General features: G+C 50.9%; 9 protein-coding genes. 8 read left to right on the top strand and 1 reads right to left on the bottom strand.

Annotation, left to right across the window (positions count from 1 at the left end):
- Positions 1 to 139: 139 nt before the first annotated feature.
- The 3 genes from JJU14_RS14635 to JJU14_RS14625 are packed head-to-tail and all read left to right on the top strand — an operon-like array spanning position 140 to position 3,534.
- Positions 140 to 1,663: an alpha/beta fold hydrolase gene (locus JJU14_RS14635; protein WP_228614467.1), complete on the top strand. Its 1,524-nt coding sequence runs from the start codon at positions 140 to 142 to the stop codon at positions 1,661 to 1,663.
- Positions 1,664 to 1,666: 3 nt separating this feature from the next.
- Positions 1,667 to 2,401 (top strand): ATP-binding cassette domain-containing protein, encoded by a 735-nt coding sequence (locus JJU14_RS14630; protein WP_228614466.1) that lies wholly within the window; start codon positions 1,667 to 1,669, stop codon positions 2,399 to 2,401.
- A complete protein-coding gene (locus JJU14_RS14625; protein ID WP_228614465.1) occupies positions 2,398 to 3,534 on the top strand; it encodes an ABC transporter permease subunit in 1,137 nt (378 codons plus the stop codon). The genes JJU14_RS14630 and JJU14_RS14625 overlap by 4 nt, the downstream gene beginning before the upstream one ends.
- 33 nt (positions 3,535 to 3,567) lie before the next feature.
- Here JJU14_RS14625 and JJU14_RS16735 read toward each other — a convergent pair whose 3' ends face one another.
- A complete protein-coding gene (locus tag JJU14_RS16735; protein WP_228614464.1) occupies positions 3,568 to 5,706 on the bottom strand; it encodes a winged helix-turn-helix domain-containing protein in 2,139 nt (712 codons plus the stop codon).
- A 286-nt stretch (positions 5,707 to 5,992) separates the two neighbouring features.
- Between JJU14_RS16735 and JJU14_RS14615 the strand changes: the two genes are divergently transcribed.
- The 5 genes from JJU14_RS14615 (at position 5,993) to JJU14_RS14595 (ending at position 14,600) form a co-directional block, all read left to right on the top strand.
- Positions 5,993 to 6,238, top strand: coding sequence for a hypothetical protein (locus JJU14_RS14615; RefSeq protein ID WP_228614463.1), 246 nt, complete (start codon positions 5,993 to 5,995; stop codon positions 6,236 to 6,238).
- Between the two features lie 4 nt (positions 6,239 to 6,242).
- The gene (locus JJU14_RS14610; protein WP_228614462.1) at positions 6,243 to 7,133 is read left to right on the top strand and encodes a TraB/GumN family protein; all 891 of its coding nucleotides are present in this window, start codon (positions 6,243 to 6,245) and stop codon (positions 7,131 to 7,133) included.
- 133 nt (positions 7,134 to 7,266) lie between these two features.
- Positions 7,267 to 10,140 (top strand): insulinase family protein, encoded by a 2,874-nt coding sequence (locus tag JJU14_RS14605; protein WP_228614461.1) that lies wholly within the window; start codon positions 7,267 to 7,269, stop codon positions 10,138 to 10,140.
- A 178-nt stretch (positions 10,141 to 10,318) separates the two neighbouring features.
- Positions 10,319 to 12,292 carry a prolyl oligopeptidase family serine peptidase gene (locus tag JJU14_RS14600; RefSeq protein ID WP_228614460.1) on the top strand — a complete coding sequence of 658 codons (1,974 nt, stop codon included), beginning with the start codon at positions 10,319 to 10,321 and terminating at the stop codon, positions 12,290 to 12,292.
- A 139-nt stretch (positions 12,293 to 12,431) separates the two neighbouring features.
- Positions 12,432 to 14,600: a winged helix-turn-helix domain-containing protein gene (locus JJU14_RS14595; protein ID WP_228614459.1), complete on the top strand. Its 2,169-nt coding sequence runs from the start codon at positions 12,432 to 12,434 to the stop codon at positions 14,598 to 14,600.
- Positions 14,601 to 14,767: the final 167 nt, after the last annotated feature.

Below are 14,767 nucleotides of genomic sequence, written 5' to 3'. Positions count from 1 at the left end.
AAAATTAAGTGGACACTTAAATTAGAGTATCAACCTGTGATCGCCGGACGCTTACCGTATTTTGGCATTTATAGTCTGGTTGCCTGGGCCGAACAAACAACTGGCCCCTTAAACCAGACCACCAATGCAGGGAGCTTATATGCATTATTCGTTCTTAAAACGCCGGATGAACAGGCGTGGCGCTGTTGCTGCTTTGCTACTTTCGGCAACGGTTGCTGCACAACCGACCTATGCAACCGAGTCAGCAATAGATCCGTCGTCGTTGCAGCTTTCAAGCTGTTATGCACGGGGACTAAGCGATGCGCTTCGCTGTGGTCGTATAGAGCAGCCTCTGGCTGCTGATACTGGCAGAGAGGGTACAATCAGCATTCACTTTGCAGTGATCCCAGCCATCAATCCGGTTCACCCCAAGGAAGCTATTCTGGCCTTCGCTGGAGGCCCAGGCCAGTCGGCCTTTGACGCGGCGTCTACCTTTGAGTATGCCTTGCGTTATGTCAGAGAGACGCGGGATATTCTGCTGGTTGACCAGCGTGGTACTGGCAAATCAGGGGTATTGCAATGCGATGGTATGGATTTAACTGAGCAATTCGCCTTTGATGAAAGTACCGCCGATATGGCGGCGCTGATTCGCAAACAGACAGAAGTCTGTCGGGAAAAACTGCAAGTGAACCTTCAACATTATACTACTCTGGCCGCTGCGAGCGATTTTGAAGCTGTTCGCCTTGCTCTAGGCTATCAAAAATTACACCTCTATGGTGGCTCTTACGGTACCAGGATGGCGCAGCAATACATGCGCCAGTATCCGGACGCAGTGCTCAGTGCAACCTTGGATGGTGTGGTCGCGTTTAACCAAAGCTTCGCTGCGATGGGGTTAACGTCAGATGCGTCATTAGATGCCTTGTATGCCTACTGCGAGGCGTCACCAGCTTGTCGGCAACAGTTCCCGCAGGCGCGGCAGCAATTTGAAGCTCTGCTGGTGCAACTGGAGCGCTCGCCACTGCAAACACAGGTGCGGCACCCCAGAACCTACCAACTGATCGACTTAAAACTGACCCGTTTTAAGCTGCAACAGGCACTTCGCTTTGCTTTATACAGCAATAGCACACGAGCGCTGGTGCCATTTGCTATCGACCAGGCCAGCACAGGCGATTACAGCGCCCTGGTTGGCCTGATGTTGGCGCAGGATATCGCCGACGACTTATCCATTGGTGTGAACAGCGCTGTGGTGTGTGCTGAGGACTGGCCATTCTGGACTGAACAAACACGCACGGAGTTTGGCAGCAGTTACTTGGGCGCCATGTGGCAGCTAGGTGCCGAGGCGGGTTGCCAGGTTTGGCAGGTTAAGCCGGCTAGCAGGAACTACCTGGAACCTCTGGCAACCAATACGCCCGTACTATTGTTATCAGGTGGCCTGGATCCGGTGACACCTCCATCAGGGGCGGAGTTGGCCATGGCTCAGATGACCAATGCCAGACATCTTATCGCACCGCATGCTACGCATATAGTAGCGACCCAGAGCTGTGCCCCTCAATTAATCAGCCAGTTTATTGCTGAAAAATCCGCTGAAGCACTGGATAGCAGCTGCTTAGAGCAAGATAGTCGCAAACCCTTTATGACCAACGCAAATGGCACGGCAGCGCCAGTTGCGACAGTGCAGGAGTAAACCATGATTAAGGTCACTGATTTGTACAAGAAAATAGGCTCAGTGCAGGCACTGAATGGTCTTAGTTTTCAGGCAGATAATGGCACTATTACCGGCTTGTTGGGGCCCAATGGGGCTGGTAAAACAACCTGCTTGCGCACCTTGTTTGGATTATTAAAAGCCGATAGCGGTAAGGCCGAAATCGATGGGCTTGATATTGCTACTCAAACACGCCAGGCCAGAACGCAGCTTGGGCTTTTTCCGGATCCTTTTGGCTTATACGAACGACTGACACCGCGTGAGTATGTACAGTTTTTTGCAGAGTTAAATGGTATGGCTAAGGCAGAAGCGTCACAAGCCACGGCGGAGGTACTAACTCTATTGCAAATGAATGACATTGCCGATCGGCGTTGTGAGGGTTTTTCGCAGGGACAGCGAATGAAAACAGCACTGGCACAAGCCATTGTCCATCAACCCACCAATATAGTGTTGGATGAGCCTACGCGAGGCCTGGATGTGATGAGTACCCGTGTATTACGTGATTTACTGCTCACACTGAAAAACCAGGGCCATTGTGTGCTGTTCTCCAGCCATGTGATGCAGGAAGTTGCCGCCTTGTGCGATCAGGTTGTGGTCATGGCCAGGGGGCAGTTGGTTGCTCAGGGCTCACCAGCCGAGCTTTGCGCCGCTACCGGTAAAAGCAGCCTGGAAGAAGCTTTTATCGCTTTAATAGGAACCGATGAAGGAATTGCCGCATGAACTCATTAATTCGCACCTTGTTTCGAAAAGAGCTGCTGGATGCCAGCCGTGATAAACGCTCAGTAATGGCAGGGCTTTACTATGCCTTAGGTACACCCATTTTAATGTGTCTGTTATTTGCTGTGCTGCTAAAGCAGTTGAGCTCGACCGATGAACTTTTTATAACCATTGAGAACGCATCGGCAGCACCTGCTCTGGTTCAGTTTCTAAAAACTAAAGAAATCAGTCATGCAGAGGAAAGTAAAGCCAAAGCCATTCGTTTGTCGATCAGTGAGGGCTTTGAGCAGCAAATGCAGCAAGGGCGACCGGCAACGGTTATTATCGATGCGGATCATTCGGATGATCGGCTGCTCAGCTCAATCCGCAGAGTCGAGCGTGCACTAGGTCAATACAACAATGAAGTTGCCCGGTTGCGGTTGATGGCGCGCGGTATAGATCCAACATTAATGCGGCCGGTCGATGTGCAAACGCATGATCAGGCCACACCAGACTCCCGTGGAGGCATGTTCTTAGGTATTGCAACCTTGACCATCATTTTAACGCTGTTTTATGCCTCGATGAACCTGGCAATTGATACCAGTGCCGGAGAGCGTGAGCGCAACTCACTGACGTTGCTGCTAAGCCAGCCATTAAGCAGCTTGCAGCTGGTGCTGGCAAAAGTTGGCGCGATCACCTGTTTTTCCATGCTGGGCTTAGTGGTTATCTTATTCGTTTCTAAGTTTGCTTATGGCCTGGTGCCCTGGGAACAGTTGGGTTTTAACATACGTTTGAATGCTGATTTTATGCTGTTCACCCTGCTGGTTGGTTTGCCTTTAGCCATGATGTCAGCCAGTTTGCAAGTGCTGGTGTCCTTCTTGGCCAAGTCATTTAAAGAGGCGCAGACTTATGTGACGATGGTGCTGTTTATTCCGCTGACGCTGAGTATGGTCACTACCTACAACATCGCCACCGAGTATGTGCAGTGGCTGCCAATAGCGGCGCAACAACAGGCGATGATCGAGTTCTTAAAAGGCAGTGCGTTGCCATTACCGCAGTTGCTGGTATCAACGCTGCTAACTTTGGCGCTTTTTGCCGTGTTTAGCTTTAGCAGCAGCCTGCTATTGAAAAGTGAAAAGGTGGTATTTGGCTTGTAAGGCACAGCCCCGGTATTGTCACCGGGGCTGGTTTTATTGCCACTGAATAAACTTGATGGATTGCTCTGCCGGTCTGTACACGGTGAGATAAACCATGTTTTCAGAGTGCGGATCAGGTTGCAGTTGCACAATCTGGTAGGGAATATCCCAGATTTGGGTTTGCTCTGGATTGCCTGGCGAGGTTCTGGCCAAAGTTCCCATTATGTTGAAACGATAGATGGCATCTTGCTGGAACCGCATCACCGGAAACCATTGGCTTCCTTCGTCAGCCGCCAGTACGGTGCTATCTTGCCGGCCACCATCCACATACCGCACCAGTTGGCCTGCTCTGTGGTAGTGCAGCTGGCCTGTTGCATCCACCACCGGATGCGTGGCAGGAAGGTGACTTTTTTGCTGCCATTGCGCGCTGAACAAATCGTATGACCAGACATACTCACCACTTTGTTGCACTTTAACCAGATAAAGCCCACTGCTGTCAGCTTTCCACACTGGCCGCCCAACATTGCCCTGCTCACTTTTTTGCCTCAGATGTTGTTGCTGAATATCCAGTACATACAAATTGCCCGCCTGAGAAAACGCGATCATACGCCCGTTGGGTGACCAGGCCAGATCAGTAATGGGGCTGGTGGAGTCGCTCAGCTCAGTCAATTGGTGCAAGCCATCTTTGTTCTGCAGCCACAACTGCCAGCTGCCGGTAAAGTCTGCCGAAAAAACCGCGCGCTCAGTTTGGGTCGGGTCCAGTGCTATGGCCATAGTGTTGCCTGCTGCATGCAGCAAGGGGGTGACTTCAACGTCTGAACGATCGCCATCCAGACTAATTTTTACGATCTGAAAGTTATGCTGGTTGTTGCTGATGCTTAATGGAGAGGTGTATGCCTGATGGTCGGAATAAAGGCTAAGCTCGCCAATCCGAGTGCTATCGGGCAGCAGCTTTAACTGCATCTCTTTGGTGTGCACATCAACGTAGACCAAAGCGTCGTTGGCAGGCACTACCAGATAGCGGTCATCCAGGCTCCAGCTCAGATCAAGCAGCAGTAGGCTAAAGTTAAAGCGATACAGCAGTTGATGCTCCCGGGTGTCTGGATCATACAAGTAGAGGTGCGGAATGCTTTCATCGTTGTAGTAAAGGTAAGCCAGACGATCCCCCGAGCGGGATAGTGCTAATACAGAGGCACCTAAACTGGACTCCGGCGCACTCAGTAATACCCGGCGATTGCCAGACTCAAGTTGCTTCGCCATAAGGCTGGCGGGTGTAAAGGGACCGTTGGCCGATTCGGTGTAATACAACGTTTTTCCATTCTTGCTCAATTGTGCCACGCCGAATACCACTCCTTTGCAAGCACTTAAGGTGCGCACCTCGTAATCCGGGTAGCGCTCTAGCTGGTAGAGGCGGTAAAAGCAACTACCATCCTGATTGCCAAGTTCCATGGTTAAAAGCTGCCGGCTGCCTGGTTGCCAACTTTGCAGACTAATAATAGTGTGCTCCCGCTCCAGCACCAGATCCTGCAAACTTAAGGGGTTGAGCAAAGAGCGGACTATGGTCCGGATACTGCCGTCTGGTTGAGTGTGGTTAAAAGCCAGTAAGCTGTTATCCGGTGACAGCAAAGGCCTGGATTCAACGCCCTGATACCAGGTTACTTTTTGCTGCTGGCTAATGGTTAGTTCTGAGCGCTCGATGCCAGCAGGCTGTGGGCTGCGGTCCTCTGCCTTGTTGCTGTTAGCCTGCCATAAAGCCAGGCTGGTGACGAGCATCAGCAGCAGGCCAACTCCCCACCACCAGTGCTTGGCGATGGATGCGCTTTTTCTAACAGTTGCAGCCGATGCAGGCTTGGCGAGGCTAGTTGCAGAGACGGGGCTTTGCTGGCTTAGGCTGGTCGAAACATCCAGTTGTAAGCTGTAGCCTTTGCGATGATGCGTTTTGATGGGGGACTGAGGCAGATCCTGATGTTGCAGTACTTTGCGTAGCTCAGAGATAGCGCGGTTAATCGCGTTGTCATCCACATAGCTTTGCTGCCAGACGGCATCAATCAGTTGCTGACGACTCAGGATTTGCCTGGGATGCTCCACAAAGTAAAGCAGCAACTTAAACAGCAAAGGCTCAAGCTCGCAGCGTTGCTGACCATGCTGAATGCTGTAATCCTCTGGGTTTACTTTCCATGGCCCTAAATACACCTTGACTCCCTTATTCGTTACATCACACCCACTACTTTGCTGCTACTGTAATGGAATTGCTGATAAAACGAAACAGTTGCCATAAAAAACCTTATGGAAACCGGATAAGATTTTCATAAGGTTTTTTATAGTCTTTATTTTCAATAATTTATATTTTAATCGTTAGATATAAATCCATTATGCCCTCATAAGCGACAGCAGAGCATCGAGACACTAGAGTTGGCATCAGTAGTTCAGCTGACCCAGGTTGGTTGCCATCAAAACTCTAACTAAGAAGGATATTCAAATGGAAAAATTAACAGGTCCTGCCATTGCATTGATTTCAGTTGCTGTGCTGTTGGGGAACTCGGCTATTGCCGAGGCAACCACGAACTACGAAGCAGAAAAAAAGACAGTATCCTACGTGCAAGTGATCGCTGATGAAAACAGTTCCTTGCTGGAGGAAGTGCGTGCTGACATTCAGCGCGATTTGAGCCACCGTATTAGGGATGCCCTGCGGGAATTGCCATTGTCGTTGAACCGTCCGGGCTAACAGCATGCGATGTGCTCGAATTTGGAGGCGGCTGGCACACTTTGTGGTGGTGTCAGCCAGTCTGCTGCCGGCTTGGTTGCAGGCGGAGTCCGTGGTTTGGAAAGTCAGCAAGGATCAGGATTATCTGTACCTGGCTGGCACAGTGGCCATACTACCAGAGCGGGAGTTTGCCTTACCGGCAGCTATTGAGGCCGCCTACCACAAAACTAACCGGCTTATCCTGGAAGTGCAGCTACCACAAAGCCCGGATGCGCAGAGCATGCTTACCTTATTGCAAGCTTTGCATTACTCACAGGGCCAGCAACTGTTGCCTCTATTAACAGCAGAAACAAGGCAACAGCTGCAGCAGCATCTGCTGGCAGCCGGTGTGGATTTGCTGCAACTGAATGACTACAAACCAGCCATGGTAACGGTGCAACTTTTGGCCATTGAAAAGCAACGCCTGCAACTGAGCGGATTTGCCGTGGCTGAGCATCTTGCTGCCCAAGCTCGCAAAGAGGGTCGGGTGATCGACTACCTCGAAAGTTTTGAGCAGCAACTGCAGTTGCTGGCAACTTTGGGGCAGGGTTATGAAGAGGAATTTATCCGGGCCAGTCTGCTGCAAGCTGAACGCTTTGCCAGCGATTACCACCGCCAGCTGGATGCCTGGCACAGCGGGGACTTGGATCAACTGGCTCCGCTTCTGCATTGGTGGCAACAAAATGATTCGGTCACTTACCAGCGCATGTTTTGTCAGCGTCAGCAACACTGGATTGATCGCATCAATACCTTTTTCGACAACGGTTATCAGGAGTTGGTACTGCTGGATGTGCTGCACTTGGCTGGCGAGCAGGGCATATTGGCTCAACTGCAAGCGCAGGGCTATCGGGTAACGCCCTTAACGCAACCTGATTAATATATTGATTTTTATGAAAGTTATACCTTGGTTACAGCGAAATCATGGTTTCATCCGCTGCTTGTTATCGGTAAGGGGCGATGAGTGGGTTAGGCTTGTAGCCAATGACAAAACACCAAAAAAGGATGCAACAATGAACAAAAAACAATTTCGATTAAAAGCAGTGAGTTTGGCTTTATTGGCTGCCAGCGGCAGCATCTGGTTGCTCAATGGCTGCAGCAGCGTACCAACCCAAACGGTGGCTGCGGAGCAGTCTGCCGCTCAGTCCATTATCACCAGCCCAAACGACAACCGTCAGTACCAGACCATTACCCTGCCCAACCAGCTGCAGGTAGTGTTGGTATCGGACCCATCGGCAGAAAAATCGGCGGCAGCGCTGAATGTGGATGTCGGCTGGCTGAACGATCCCAAAGAGCAGCAAGGGCTGGCGCATTTTCTCGAGCACATGCTCTTTATGGGCACCGAGCGTTTTCCGGACCCAGATGGTTTTATCAACTTTATGAGCCAGCATGGGGGGACCTACAATGCGTTCACCAACCAGCTCACCAACTACATGTTTGAAATCAACAACAGCCACTTTGATGAAGCACTGGATCGCTTTTCCGACTTTTTCAAATCACCGTTGTTGTTGCCGGATTACATTGAAAAAGAACGCCATGCTGTGCACTCTGAGTGGTCGATGATGCGCACCATGGATGGCTGGGCCATGCTGGCTTTAGGAGCCAAGTTGCTAGGCGACCACCCGGCTAATCAGTTTTGGGTTGGGAACCTGGAGACTTTAAGCGATAAAGAAGGCAGCAAACTGCACGATGAACTGCTGGCGTTTTATCAGAATTATTACTCGGCCAACCGCATGCAGCTGGTGTTGATCAGCCCGCAGCCGTTGCCAGAGATGCAGTTGCTGGCACAGCGCTTTTTTGCCGATATTGAAAATAAAGATCTGGCCAGCCCGCGGCCAACGCGTTGCATCAATTTTGAACAGCTGGGGCCGCGGCTGGTGCACTTTGTGCCAAACACTGAAATGCAACTGGTTCGGCTGGGTTTTACCATCAAAAATAATCTGGACCATTTTGCCAGCAAGCCAAACGAGTTTTTAGCGCATCTTATCCGCTCGGAAATGCCAGGCACGCCGGCGCAACAGTTAAAAGCCATGGGGTTGGTGGATGCTGTGCATGTGGACTACGATCCCAAATTTTATGGCAATTACGGCCATTTTAATATCAACATTGCTTTAACAGCAGCGGGTATGCAGCAGCGTGACGCTATTACCGCAATTTTTATGCAGTACCTGGAGCTGATTCGCCAGCAAGGCGTGGATGAGCGTTATTACCAGGAAATCCGCACCTCATTGCAAAACCAGTTTAATTTCCTGGAAAAACGCGATGGGTTTGGCTATGCCGCCCAACTAAGTAGCGCCATGCAGTACTACCCGGTTGCTTCAGTGGTTAGTGCGCCTTTTCAATACGATGGTTTTGATGCCGAAGCCATCGATGCCTTGCTAGCGCAGCTGGTACCGGATCGTTTGACTGTGTGGCACATCAGTCAGCAGGAGCCGGCCGAGCACGAGCTGACCTTTTTTGAAGGGCGTTACTCGGTACAGCCGATTGGCGAAGAGCAACTGCAGGCTTGGCAGCAGCCGCTGTTGCCACTGAGTTTGCCAGCGCTGAATCGCTTTCAGCCGGAAAGCTTTGCGGTGCAGCACAGCGACTACAGCCAGCCGACACAAGTACTGAACGAAGGCGGTGTTGAAGCCTGGCTGATGGGAAGTGCGCACTTTTCCGACCAGCCGCGCGGTCATCTGCTGATGCAATGGCATCAGCCAACTGCGAAGAGCACAGCGCAAGAGGCGGTGATGCATGATTTATGGCAATTGATTTTTATGGTCAATAATCAGGCCTTGTTGCAAGAAGCCAGCGCCGCCGGCATGCAGTTGCAACCAGAGGGCGAGGAGTTCGATTTGGTCTGGCGTCTGGCTGGTTTTACCGATAAACAACCGGAATTGGTGCAGGAAATCGGCCGCTTGTTGGCCAGTGAGGTCAGTGCTCAACAGTTTGCCCAGGGCATGGACTTGCTGCAGCGGCAATTGCGCTCTTTTGAGCAGCAGCTGCAAGTGCGCCAGGCCGGTGAGTGGATGAGAACCACCATGCTAAGTGGCCGTTTTGAACTGAGTGCCATGCTGGAGGCCAGCAACCAGGTTAGCCTGGAGCAGTTGAATGCCTACATTCAACAAACGTTGGCAGCAAGCCAGCTGCGCGTGCTGGCACAAGGCAACTACAGCACAACGGATGTCATTGCTATGGCGCAGGCACTTCGTGGCAGCCAGCAAACAGAGCGTGCCTATCAAATCTCGCCTCGCTGGCAGCCCAAAGCTGAGGAGCGCTTGCTGGTGCTACGCAGCAATCCACAAGACGATAGCAGCCTGGTACGTACTCAAATGCTGCCGAATGCCGGTGTTGCCGGGCAGGCGGCAGCCAAAGTGCTGTCGGGTCATCTGCATCAGGCTTTCTTCAATCAGCTTCGTACCGAAGAAGGCTTAGGCTATGTGGTGCAGGCGGGTGAGTTGCCGTTTAATGACCATGCCGGGGTGGCTTTTTACATCCAAAGCCCGGTATTGTCGGCTGAGCAACTGCAACAGCGGGTTGAACGCTTTATGCAGGAGTACGGCGACCAGGTCGCGGCATTAACCGATGACGAGTTTAGCCGCTTAAAAGAAGCGCAATTGCTGGAGCTGCGCCGGGCACCCAATAATCTGACGGAAGAGTTTGCCTCGATGCGTATGGATTGGCTTCGCAACCGGCTGGGCTTTGACAGCAAGGCGCGCTTAACCGCTGCGGTGGAAGCCCTGACGCTGCTAGAGCTGCAACACTTCTATCAGCAGGTAGCCTTGTCGGATCAAGCGGCCGCCTTGCAGGTGATTTTGCAAGGCCAGGCACAGGAGCAAGACTTTACGCCACTGCCGCGTTTCAAAGTGCTGGAAGATTTGGCTGATTTCCATCAAGGTTTTTAATCGTTACTTTAGCTAACAGCCCCTGATGTTGCAGGGGCTGATTTCGCTAAGATGCAACGTAAATATACGCATTAAGCGTTTAATTTTTATGATTTTTTTAAATTCGCTGATTTTATAATTGCAATTAAGTAATATAGAGTCAGCTTAAACGGTTGGGTTACTCGACAAGGAACATACTATGAGGTTTTTTATACTACTGATGGCGGTATTTGCTTGCCAGTCACCTGCTCTATTTGCAAGTGGGTTGAGCTTGGAAGATTATGCCCGTCACCCACAATTTATTGATGTTAAAATATCACCAAATGGCGGCTACCTGGCAGCCAGTAATCGCATGGATGATGGCAATATTCGTGTGGTCGTGCTTAACCGCACTACCCTGGAGTTGGTATCACAAAACCATTTTCGCAGCGCTGAAACCATTATCGACTTTAATTGGGCGAATGAAGATCGGTTAATTCTTAATTTAGGCAGGGAAATTGGGGCTTTGGAAGCTGCTGCCCCCACGGGTGAAATCTATGCAGTAAATGCCAATGGCCGCCGTGGCTCCATGCTTACTGGTCCTCGTTCGGCACAGCGAACCACAACCTTTTCGGAAATTATTGATTGGCTGCCTGATGATGATAAACACATCGTAGTCAGCAGCAGAAACTGGCGCCAAAGGGAGCCATTTGTTGAATTTTTCCGTGTGAATGTGGATACGGGGCGGCATCGTAAAGTAGGTCAGGCACCCATTCGGGCTTTACGGGGAACCAACCCTTATGTAATCACAGACAGCAGCGGAATCCCCCGATTGGCAGTGGGTATTGACCCGGAAAAAGATACCGACTCGGTGATGTTGCTTCGGGTTGATGGTTTTGAGTGGCGGGAGCTTGCTCGATTTTCGACCGACAGTGATCGGGAGTTTCGCCCCTTTGCTTTTTCCTCCGATGACACCAAGGTCTTTGGCCTCAGCAACCTTGAGACAGACACCTACGCAATTGCAGCCTTTGATATAGCGAGCGGTAAACAAGAGGTCGTGCTGCATCACCCGAAAACCGATGTCATGCCTATTTTTGCCATGGAGTCAGGCAATGTGGCTGCGGTCATCGGTGCTGGTTATGAATATGAGCAACTGGATGCCGTATTTTTGGAAGATGAAAAACACAGCCAGCAAATTGCTCTGTTGGCCGGCTTACAACAGGCTTTCCCGAATCAAAGTGTTGCATTGACCTCGATGACCAGAGATCAAACGCTGAGTGTGGTTAAAGTTACCTCCGCCAATCAGGATCCAACCTTTTACCTGTACGACACCACCAAAAACCAGCTGGCCTATTTGTTAAACCAGCGGCCCTGGATGCAAAACAAGTCATTGCCGCAGACACAAATTGTGTTTTACGAAGCGCGTGACGGGCAGAGAATCCGTGCTTTGCTGACCTTGCCTCAGGGTAAAGAGGCGAAAGATCTGCCGCTGGTTGTGGTTCCACACGGCGGTCCTATTAGAATTAGAGATAGCTTTGCAGACTTTAACCCCATCACCATGCAGATGAAAGTACTGGCTGAGCATGGTTATGCTGTACTGCAGCCAAATTTCCGTGGCTCTGGTGGCTATGGCTTAACGTTTCAGCAAGCGGGTTATCACAATTGGGGTACCGTGATGATCGATGATATGACCGATGGCGTCTTGTCATTGGTTGATCAGGGGATTGTCGATGGCAACAGAGTCTGCACTTTTGGTGCTTCTTATGGTGGTTATGCTGCAGTGCAAACTGCCGTCCGCGAGCCAGATCTCTACAAATGCTCCATTGCTTATGTTGGCCTTTTTGACTTAGCTATGACCTACACCGAAGGCGTTCACCCGACAACCGATTTTGGCTTACGGTTTATTGAGCGGACAATTGGTAAAGATCCTGAACTACTAAAATCACAATCACCCCTGCATAATCTTGATCGACTAAAAGCACCTGTGTTTATTGTGCATGGAGCCGAAGATACGATAACGCCAATAAGTCACGCTAATGTATTGCGAGATGCCCTAGAAAAACGCAACCACCCCTACGAGTGGCTGGTGAAGGAAGAGGAGGGGCATGGTTTTATCAAGCCAGAAAATAAAATTGAGCTGTGGAAAAAAGCCATCGACTTCCTGAATCGCCACATTGGTGAAGCAACGCCTTAATTGCATTGCTGTTGTCAATCCAGCACTCGATAGTTGATCGCTGAAAAGCCCCTGCCCGTCAGGGGCTTTTTCTTGCCTGTCTTTTTGGTGGTCAAAGGGTATAATCGCTGTAACGAATGAACAAAGCGGTTTGCTTTTTGTGTTAACTAATTTACCTCCATTACTCCAACTAAATGACACAGTGCTGGACACCGTGCAGCAGGCGCTGCGCCGTGGCGACGAGGAAATCCAACTGGAGCCGCGTGTATTTGATGTGCTGTGTTATTTGCTGGCGCACCGCGAGCGCTATGTCAGCTTGCAGGAGTTGCACGAGCAGGTCTGGGCTGGCCGGGTGGTGTCGGATACCGCGGTACGTCGCACCATTAGCAAACTTCGGGCACAGCTGCAGGATACCAATTTAGAGCAACCGCTGTTTATTCGCTCGGGTATGAAGCGCGGCTATCAGTGGCTGGTGGAGCCGGTGGCTCTAACAGAGAGCGCCCAGCAAGCCAGCACAGCAGAACTACCGGAGGAAGCTAGGTCAGTGCGCCCAGTTAACCATCGATTTGCCATCAGCACCGAGACAGAAAGGCCTGCTGCCCCCAATAACAACTCTGGCCGGACGCTCTTTCCGGTTGCTCATCGCCGCTGGTTATTTGGGTCGAGCTTGGTTGTGATGTTCCTTTTGTTGCTCTGGGTCTACATCAATCAAAGCAATAAAAACGAACCAGCGTTTGGGCCACTGACCATGCCTTACGAGGTGCTGTTGGATATTCCCGGGCTAAAAACCAGCCTGGCCATTAATCCAGATGGCCAGTGGATATCGTTTATCGGTGCTTTGGAAGGCACAAAGGGCTTGTTTTTGCAGCACACCGAAACACGGCGACTGCTCAAAGTTGAGTTGACAGCAAGTGGCGTTTATTCTGCTGACTTTGTTCAACAAGGCGATGCCATTCTGTACAGTGCAACGGATTTGGACCGCAGCGGCTTGTATCTGCAAAATATTGGAGACTTAAATGTACCAGCTAAAAAACTAGACTTAGAAAACTTTTTGTTTCCAGGCGCTTTCCTGGATCTTGGTAATAATCAGGTGCTGATTAGTGCGCAACCAGAGCGAACAGCGCCCCATACGTATTATATCTATGATTTAGAACAGCAAAGTTGGCAGCCTTTTAGCTTTAGCCCGGAAGCCAGCAGCTTTGACGCTGGGGCGCGCTTGTCGCCCAATGGCAAGCAGATAGCGCTGCTTCGTTTGTCCCGGCTCAGCAGTGTCACCATGATTTTGGTGTTTGATGTGCAGAGCAAAGAGTTGGTGCAGCAGATCCCGCTAGGTGGCGATGTTGGTTTTTTAGAATGGCAGGATGACAATCATTTGGTGCTGCCCAATCGATCAGGCGAGCCCATCATCTATCGGGTGGATTTGACCAGTCAGGCCATTGAGGAGCTTACTACCACTATGCCTTGGTGGCAACTCATGCGCAGCCGTAACAATCAGTGGTTTGGCATCAGCTTCCCGACAAATCGTTCTGCTCGTTTTTTTCAAGCCCCTGTCTTGCTGGAGCAAGCGCCAGAGCGATTGTTTAATTTGCCCGAAACTGCAGAGGAGCTGGCACTAAGCCATACAGCCGGCTGGTACTTTCTGGTGGAACAGCAGCCGGATGATTGGACATTGGCACACTTTGATGGCAGAACGGGAGAGCGGGTTGAGCTTTTTAAAACGCAAGAGCGGCTGCGCTTTATTCAGGCTCACCCCAGCCTGCCTCTGGTAATGCTGGGTGTGCAAGGGCGTTTGGCCTTGCTGAACACCGACTCAGGTGCGCTGCAATTTGTGACCACAGCCCAGCAACAGGTTGCCTTTAACAGCAGTTACCTCAGCCAGGAAGCGCTGTACTATGCCGAGGAGCGTTCAGGCCGTTGGCAGGTGACGCATTATGACTTGGCCAGCGGGCAGCAAAGTGCGGTTGTGGGCTATCGGTTTCTGGCGCCCTGGCAGCAACAGTATCTGGCGATGGATGCCGATGGTCAGTTCTGGCTGTTAAGCGCTGAGCTGGAGCCTATGCAGCAACTGTCTTTAACGCTGCCGGTGAATCTGGTTCCCGTCAGAGTGCAGTTGGACGCGGATCAACTAATTGCTGTAACAATGAGGGCTGATATGGGGTTTGATCTGCATCGGCTGGATTTAAAGACACAACAAGCAATCAGCCAGGCACTGCCCCAAGACTCACTTTTTGGCTTACGCTATTTAAACGTACTGGATGGCACTCTGGTGTACCGTGATGCACCACTCGACAACAGCAAAGTTGTGCGTTTTAAAGGCCTCCCTTTTTAATAGGCGCTCTTATCAACGTATTGAATTATATAGTGTATGCTGGGTTATAACTCGGTTATAACCTGGCGAATTACTTTGTCACAGCAAAGTCCCACCCACGTTATCGTGTTATCTGCATTCCCGGCCTAAGCTGGCGTTGTCTTAATCAAACGCCATTGGAGGCACCT

It is taken from the genome of Alkalimonas sp., from assembly GCF_020831925.1.
Taxonomy (GTDB): Bacteria; Pseudomonadota; Gammaproteobacteria; order Enterobacterales; family Alteromonadaceae; genus Alkalimonas.
Note: the sequence above shows the minus strand (reverse complement) of the source record. Positions and strands in the feature narration are given on the sequence as shown.

Excerpts from the sequence above, each read along its gene's own strand:
- JJU14_RS14635 (WP_228614467.1), top strand. The coding sequence starts at position 140 with ATGCATTATTCGTTCTTAAAACGCCGGATGAACAGGCGTGGCGCTGTT.
- JJU14_RS14630 (WP_228614466.1), top strand. The coding sequence starts at position 1,667 with ATGATTAAGGTCACTGATTTGTACAAGAAAATAGGCTCAGTGCAGGCA.
- JJU14_RS14625 (WP_228614465.1), top strand. The coding sequence starts at position 2,398 with ATGAACTCATTAATTCGCACCTTGTTTCGAAAAGAGCTGCTGGATGCC.
- JJU14_RS14615 (WP_228614463.1), top strand. The coding sequence starts at position 5,993 with ATGGAAAAATTAACAGGTCCTGCCATTGCATTGATTTCAGTTGCTGTG.
- JJU14_RS14610 (WP_228614462.1), top strand. The coding sequence starts at position 6,243 with ATGCGATGTGCTCGAATTTGGAGGCGGCTGGCACACTTTGTGGTGGTG.
- JJU14_RS14605 (WP_228614461.1), top strand. The coding sequence starts at position 7,267 with ATGAACAAAAAACAATTTCGATTAAAAGCAGTGAGTTTGGCTTTATTG.
- JJU14_RS14600 (WP_228614460.1), top strand. The coding sequence starts at position 10,319 with ATGAGGTTTTTTATACTACTGATGGCGGTATTTGCTTGCCAGTCACCT.